The organism is Mesorhizobium sp. M7A.F.Ca.AU.001.01.1.1 (assembly GCF_004022735.1).
GTDB classification, from domain to species: Bacteria; Pseudomonadota; Alphaproteobacteria; order Rhizobiales; family Rhizobiaceae; genus Mesorhizobium; species Mesorhizobium ciceri.
This window is the reverse complement of sequence record NZ_RZPF01000382.1, coordinates 1-6,161: the sequence shown is the minus strand read 5'-3', so window position 1 is coordinate 6,161 and position 6,161 is coordinate 1. Positions and strand designations below refer to the sequence as shown.

The following is a 6,161-nucleotide window of genomic DNA, read 5'->3' as shown; positions in this document are numbered from 1 at the left end:
GCAGTCTCGGGACAACTGGCCCGCTTCGGCACACGGACCCTGTCCCGCAACAGGACGTCATCGGGATTCCGTGATTGCTTCGTCTTGAGCATGGTAACCGGCTCGTAAACGCAGCCGCGGCCGCGCTTTTCTGTTTACCAGTCATTCACCTTTGCGGAGCTTGAAGCCGAACAAAAACAATGATTTGGCGGCAAGCGGCCGGCCTTCTGCCAGCCAGCGGCGTCATCCGGCGGGAATCCTGCATTGCCCTGTCCGCGGCGACGAGGCCGAGGCGAATGGAGGCTGTAGGATGCGGAATTACGGGGGTCTTGTTCACGCGATCGGCGGGTTCGCCAGGGATCGCGGTGGAAATTTCGCAATCCTGTTCGGCCTCAGCGCCTCGGTCTTGGCGCTGGCTGTTGGCTTCTCGGTCAACGTATCGCAGCTCTACAATGCCAGATCGAGCCTCCAAGGCGTCGTCGACGCCGCGGTCACATCGACGGCACGCGACCTAACGACCGGCGCCATCAAGGAAGCCGATGCCAACAAATCGGTGCAGGCCTTTCTCGACGCCAACAGCCAGGCAGGCATTCTGCAGGCCGACCAGATCGTACTCGACAGGCTGATCGTCAACAGGACCGCCAAGACGGTCCAGGCTGACGCCCATGTCGATGTCGGGCTGTATTTCCCGATTTTTGGCACGGGCGACATGAAACGCGTCGCCGCCTCCACGACGGCGCTCTATTCGGACAAGACCGTCGAAGTGGCGATGATGCTCGACATAACGGGGTCGATGGCCAAGCGCGGCAAGGTCGACAAAATCGGCGATCTGAAAACAGCTGCAAAAAACGCCGTCCAGACGATGCTGCAGAAACAGGATCCGCAGAACCCCCGCATCCGCGTCGCGATTGTGCCTTATGCATCTGGCGTCAACGCCGGCAAGCTGGCGGAAAACGTCTATGCCGAAAAACAAGCCAGCACTGAGCTCCCACCCGTCGCCGGCAGTCCGCTTCTCGTCGCCAAGACGGGCAAAAATCTGCTGCCGTCCTTCAGCGACTACATCTCCATTGTCGGCGCGGCGATGCCACGCCCCGACAATTGCGCCACCGAGCGCAAGGACAAGAACGGCAACGCGGATATGAGCGCCGACGGCCCGGATACTGTCCGCACCGACGGGAACGGCAAGAAATACTATGCTCTGGTCAACCGGGACGATCATCTCGGTGACGGGGACATGAACAGGTGCCCTGATGCGAAAGTGATCCCGCTGACCGCCGATTCCGATGCCTTGCTTGAATCGATCGAGGACTTCCGGGCCAATGGGTTTACGGCCGGCGCGATCGCCATTCAGTGGACCTATTATATGCTGTCGCCGCAATGGCGCACTGCGATCAGGAATGCCGGTCTTGGCAAGGGTGCCTCGGATGCCGATCCGAAGAAGATCGCCAAGGTCGCGATCCTGATGACCGATGGCCAGTTCAATACGGCCTTCGCCGGTGCTGGGGACAGCTACAACAGGCAGGGCACCCTTGCGCGCGGCAACGCCGAAACGCTGTGCGACAACATGAAAAACGACGGCATCGAGATTTTCACCATCGGCTTCGATCTGGACGACAAGGATATGTCGACAACCGAGCGGGACCAGGCAAAGGCGGTGCTGAAGGATTGTTCGTCGAAGGATACCTCCGCCGCCAAGAGGCATTTCTTCGACGTGTCCACCGGAGCCGAATTGGACGACGCCTTTCAGGAAATCATTCGCAACACCGAAAAGATCGCATTGACCCAGTAGTCTGGTCCGCAAACGGAAAAGGCCGCCGCTTCTTTCGAAGCCGGCGGCCTTCCGTGTTTCCGTCCGTGGCGCGGCCCATGGCGATGACCTATCAGGTCAGCCGCCGCGCATTTCGCGCCTTAACGGGAAGACTGCTTCCCGAAAGTGCAATCCGCTGAGGCCACGTTCTGGAAAACGAAATCACTCGACATCGGATCACCTCCTTTCGATTTGTTGAACACATACTCATGATGGGGTGCATTGCAGCAAAAGACAAGGTGCAGGTCTGAAATTAACCAAGGGGCGGGCCTGGTGCGGGCCGGCTTGCGATTGCCAGGCCGACCGGGCAAACTTCTGCCCCTGAGCCAGCATTCGGAGGAATCGCATGGAGGCAGCCGAAAAGGCCGCTCGCATCGTTCGAACGGTGATCGAAACATTGAAGCCGGGTTTTGCGGTCAGGCTGTGGACCGGGGAGCGGATAGGCCCCGCCACTGGTCCGGTGCTCACCATCAACGACCAGGACATCGTCTGGCAGATCGTGAAGCGACCGTCCCTGTCGACGCTGATCGAGATGTGGATTTCCAAGACCATCGACATCGAAGACGGGACGATCTTCGATTTTTATGCCCTGCCGTCGCAAGGCAAGCTCAGAACCAAGCTCAAGTCGCTGCCGAAAATGGCGATCCTGCGCGACCTGCCTTCCGTGCTTTTGGCACGCAAGCAGATGAGCGCGCGGACCGATCTGTCGGGGCGCAATCCCTATGTCAGCGGTTCGAGCCAGGAGGCGATCCAGCATCACTATGACATCTCGAACGCCTTCTACCGGCTCTTTCTCGACGAGCGCATGGTCTATAGCTGCGGCTACTTCAAGGATTTCGCCAATGGCATCGACGAGGCCCAGGTCGACAAGCTCGACCACATCTGCCGCAAGCTCCGGCTGAAACCGGGCGAACGACTGCTCGACATCGGCTGCGGCTGGGGCGCCATGCTGATCCATGCGGCAAAGAACTACGGCGTCGTCGGCCACGGTGTGTCGCTGTCGCAGGCGCAGACCGAGCTGGCCCGCGAACGCATTCGCGCCGAGGGGCTGGAGGACCGCATCACCATCGAGATCAAATCCTATGCGGAACTCACCGGCAGCTTCGACAAGATCTCGTCGATCGGCATGTTCGAACATCTCGGGCTCGCCAACCATGCGACTTATTTCAAGACCATTCATCGCCTGCTGAAGCCGGGCGGCATCTATCTGCACCACGCCATCACCCGGCGCAGCAAGGGCGACATCAAGAAGACCTTGCGCAAGGGGCCGGAGTTCAAGGCGCTGCTCAAATATATCTTTCCCGGCGGCGAACTCGACACCATCGGCATGACAACAGGCAATCTCGAGGCGCATGGTTTTCTCGTCTACGATGTCGAGAACCTGCGCGAGCACTATGCCCGCACCTGCAGGCTGTGGGCCGAGCGGCTGCAGGCCCGCTTCGATGAGGCAATCGCCGAGGTGGGCGAGGCCAGGGCGCGGCTATGGCTGCTTTACCTGACGGGCTGTTCGATCACCTTCGAGCGCGCATCGGCACAGATTTTCCAGACCGTCGTGACCAAGCGCGCGCGCGGTCCAAGCGGCCTGCCGCCGACACGGGCGGATCTGTATCGATAGCTTACAGGAAGCGCATCGCGTCGCCGACTTCGACGCGCGCCGGCCTGTCGACCGTGCAATAGACGCCGAGATTATGGGCGTTGTGACGGACCAGGTTGCGCAGGATCGCCGGATCATGGTCGAAGCCATCCTGGGCGACAATGGTGAAACCGCAGCGGCGGCAGGGTTCCGAGATGGTCAGCAGGAGATCGCCGACGGCAAGCTTGCGGCCGATCCATTCCGTTTCGGGAAACGAGCCTTCGATGGCCGCCATGTCGACAACGATGTTGGGGCGGAAGCGGCGCGGGTCGGCGACCCCTTCCGGGTGCAATGCTTTCAGGCGTGCCAGCGAAGCCGTGGTCAATAGATGAATCGGCGCCTTGCGGTAGCGCTCCGCGGTCAGCGGGCCGGAATAGTCAGGCCCGGCATTCTCGCGGCGAAACGGACGGAGCGAGGCCTCGAAGCCGAGATAGGCCGACACCGCGCGGTCGCTCTCGATGCTTGGCGCGGCCAGCCAGTCGCCCTCGGGAACGGCAATCTCGAGTTCCAGGGTCGGCGACAGCCGGGTGCGGATGCGCGGCACCTTGTGCCATTTCGCGTCGCGGTCCGGTCGTGCGATCTCGTTGTCGGACACGTCGACAAGGCCGAACAGGCGGTCGCCGTCGATGCTCTCGACGTCGACCGAGATTGTTTTCAGGCGCTCGCCGGCAAGCGAACTCGCCGGATAGCGCCAGAGTTCGCTGACAGTGCCCAGCGCGGCCTGCATCAGCTCTTCTTGTTCTGCCGGTTGGCGACCAGATCATCGACGACGGCCGGGTCGGCCAGCGTCGAGGTGTCACCCAGGGCAGAAAAATCGTCCTCGGCGATCTTGCGCAGGATGCGACGCATGATCTTGCCGGAACGCGTCTTCGGCAGGCCCGGCGCGAACTGGATCTTGTCGGGCGAAGCAATGGCGCCGATCTCCTTGCGGACATGGGCAACAAGCTCCTTGCGCAGCTCCTCGGTGGGTTCGGCACCCTTCATCAAGGTGACGTAGCTGTAGATACCCTGGCCCTTGATGTCGTGGGGATAGCCCACGACCGCGGCCTCGGAAACCTTCTCATGGCTGACCAGCGCCGATTCGACTTCGGCCGTGCCCATGCGGTGGCCGGAAACGTTGATGACGTCGTCGACGCGGCCGGTGATCCAGTAATAGCCGTCGGCGTCGCGGCGGCAGCCGTCACCGGTGAAGTACTTGCCCTTGTAGGTCGAAAAATAGGTCTGCACGAAGCGGTCGTGATCGCCATAGACGGTGCGCATCTGGCCCGGCCAGGAATCGGTGATGCACAGATTGCCGTCGGCCGCACCTTCCAGCACCTTGCCCTCGCCGTCGACCAGCTGCGGCTTGATGCCGAAGAAAGGCCGCGTCGCCGAACCCGCCTTGAGGTCGGTCGCACCTGGCAGCGGCGTGATCAGGATGCCGCCGGTCTCGGTCTGCCACCAGGTGTCGACGATCGGCACCTTGCCGTTGCCGACGACGTTGAAATACCACTCCCAGGCTTCCGGGTTGATCGGCTCGCCGACCGAACCCAGCACGCGCAGCGACTTGCGCGACGTCTTCTTCACGTGCGCATCGCCGGCGCCCATCAGCGCGCGCAACGCCGTCGGCGCGGTGTAGAAGATATTGACCTTGTGCTTGTCGATGACTTCCCAGAAGCGCGACTGCGACGGATAGTTCGGCACGCCTTCGAACATCAGCGTGGTGGCGCCGTTGGCGAGCGGGCCGTAGACGATGTAGCTGTGGCCGGTGACCCAGCCGACATCGGCGGTACACCAGTAGATGTCGCCGTCATGGTAGTCGAAGACATATTGGTGGGTCATCGAGACGTAGACGAGATAGCCGGCGGTGGTGTGCAGCACGCCCTTCGGCTTGCCGGTCGAACCCGACGTGTAGAGAATGAACAGCGGGTCCTCGGCCTTCATCTTCTCGGGCTTGCATTCGGCTTTCACCGTCGCGATCTCGTCGTGATACCAGACGTCGCGGCCTGAAACCCAGCCGGTCTTGCCGCCGGTGCGTCGCACGACCACCACCTTTTCGACTTTCGTTCCGGCTTTCGCGGCGATCTCGATCGCCCTGTCGGTGTTTTCCTTCAAAGGGATCGGCTTGCCGCCGCGCAGGCCTTCGTCAGCCGTGATAACGAAGGTCGACTTGCAGTCGTCGATGCGGCCGGCCAGCGCATCCGGCGAGAAACCGCCGAAGACGATCGAATGGACGGCGCCGATGCGCGTGCAGGCCAGCATCGCATAGGCGGCTTCCGGGATCATCGGCATGTAGATGGTGACTCGATCGCCTTTCTTGACGCCGTGTTTCTTCATCACATTGGCGAGCCGGCAGACATGCTCGTAGAGCTCGTTATAGGTGACCTTCTTGTCGTCGTAGGGATTGTCGCCTTCCCAGATGATGGCGGTCTGGTTGCCGCGCTTCTTCAGATGCCGGTCGATGCAGTTGTAGGAAACGTTGGTCAGTCCGTCCTCGAACCATTTGATCGAGACCTTGCCGTCGAAGGAGGTGTTCTTGACCTTGCTGAACGGCTTGAACCAGTCGATGCGCTTGCCGTGCTTGCCCCAGAATTTGTCCGGGTTCTTGACGCTGTCGGCATACCATTTCAGGTAGGTGTCATTGTCGATCAGCGCGTTTTTCTTCCACGCCGGCTGGACGCGATGGACATGAACCTCGGACATTCCTGACTTTCCTCCCGAACCAATCGCCGGCTTGAAATGCCGGCGGGATCGCGGCGACAC

General features: G+C 61.3%; 4 protein-coding genes. 2 read left to right on the top strand and 2 right to left on the bottom strand.

Annotated features, from left to right (window positions below):
- The first annotated feature begins 289 nt into the window (after window positions 1–289).
- On the top strand, window positions 290–1,768 hold the full coding sequence (locus EN884_RS21810) for a pilus assembly protein (RefSeq protein WP_063169462.1): 1,479 nt from the start codon (window positions 290–292) through the stop codon (window positions 1,766–1,768).
- A gap of 364 nt (window positions 1,769–2,132) precedes the next feature.
- Window positions 2,133–3,401, top strand: a complete 1,269-nt coding sequence (locus EN884_RS21805; RefSeq protein ID WP_063169461.1) for a cyclopropane-fatty-acyl-phospholipid synthase family protein — start codon at window positions 2,133–2,135, stop codon at window positions 3,399–3,401.
- A 1-nt stretch (window position 3,402) separates the two neighbouring features.
- Here EN884_RS21805 and EN884_RS21800 read toward each other — a convergent pair whose 3' ends face one another.
- A complete protein-coding gene (locus EN884_RS21800) occupies window positions 3,403–4,146 on the bottom strand; it encodes an MOSC domain-containing protein (protein ID WP_063169460.1) in 744 nt (247 codons plus the stop codon).
- Window positions 4,146–6,101 (bottom strand): acetate--CoA ligase, encoded by a 1,956-nt coding sequence (gene acs, locus EN884_RS21795; protein WP_013529021.1) that lies wholly within the window; start codon window positions 6,099–6,101, stop codon window positions 4,146–4,148. Before acs ends, EN884_RS21800 begins: the two co-directional genes overlap by 1 nt.
- Window positions 6,102–6,161 lie beyond the last annotated feature (60 nt).